Here is a 1,291-nt window from a genome sequence, read left to right as displayed (position 1 = left end):
GGACATCGCCACGCTGCTCGACGGCGCGGCCGTGGTGGTCGTCCGGCTGCTCGGGGGGGTGCGGGCCTGGCCGGACGGGCTGGCCGCGACGCTCGCCGCGGGCCGCCCGACGGTGGTGCTCGGCGGGGAAGCGGTGCCCGACGCCGAACTCATGGGACGTTCCACCGTACCGGCCGGTGTTGCCACGGCGACGCTGGGATACCTGGCTGAGGGCGGCACCGCGAACCTCGCCGAGCTGTACCGCTTCCTTGCCGACACCCTGCTGCTCACCGGGTTCGGTTTCGCGCCGCCCGCGGCGATGCCCGCCGCCGGGGTGCACGGCACGCGGATGCGCAGGCCCGACCGTCCAACGGTCGGGGTCGTGTTCTACCGGGCGCACGCCACGTCCGGCAACACCGCGTTCGTGGACACGCTGTGCGACGCGTTGGAGGCCCGCGGGGCCAATGCCCACCCGGTGTTCGCCCCGTCCCTGCGCGGCCTGGATGCAGGCAACCTGGATGCAGCCGGCCGGGCTGACGGCGTCCTGGGTCTGCTCGCCGGGGTCGACGCGCTGGTGGTGACCGTGCTCGCCGCCGGTGGCACCCGACCGTCGGATGCGTCCGCAGGCGGGGATGACCAGGCGTGGGACGTCGGTGCACTCGCCACCCTGGACGTACCCGTGGTGCAGGGGCTGTGCCTGACCTCGTCGCGTGCGCAATGGGCGGCGGGCGACGCGGGCGTGACACCGATGGACGCGGCCATGCAGGTCGCGATCCCCGAGTTCGACGGCCGGATCATCGCCGTACCGTTCTCGTTCAAGGAATCCGGTGCGGACGGAGTGCCGGTGTACGCGGCCGACCCCGAACGCGCGGCCCGGCTCGCCGGGATCGCCGCGCGCCTGGCCCGGCTGCGACACGTCCCGGCCAGCGAGAGGAAGATCGCGTTGGTGCTGTCGTCGTACCCGACGAAGCACGCCCGGGTCGGTAACGCCGTCGGCCTGGACACCCCGGCGTCCGCGATCCGGTTGCTGGACGCGCTGCGCGCGGCCGGTTACGACCTGGGAGATCCCGAACCTGTGGCGGCGGATGGTCAGAACAGACCCGCAGCGCTCTCCGACGGGGACACCCTCATCCACACGTTGATCGCAGCCGGCGGGCACGACGTGGAATGGCTCAGCGAGGAGCAGCTCGCGGCCGCGCCGGCCCGGGTACCCGCCTCGGTCTACCGACGCTGGTTCGACGCCCTGCCGGCGAGCCTGCGGGATGCGATGGTCCGGCACTGGGGTGACCCACCCGGCACCCTGTATGTCGAC

The 1,291-nt window shown here is 73.4% G+C and carries 1 protein-coding gene; it reads left to right on the top strand.

Annotation, left to right across the window (positions count from 1 at the left end):
• On the top strand, window positions 1–1,291 hold a 1,291-nt coding region (locus U9980_RS13270), incomplete at both ends, for a cobaltochelatase subunit CobN (protein WP_322768189.1).

This window comes from Protofrankia sp. Cr1 (assembly GCF_963555865.1).
Lineage (GTDB): Bacteria > Actinomycetota > Actinomycetes > Frankiales > Frankiaceae > Protofrankia.
This window is presented reverse-complemented; position numbering and strand designations above follow the sequence as displayed.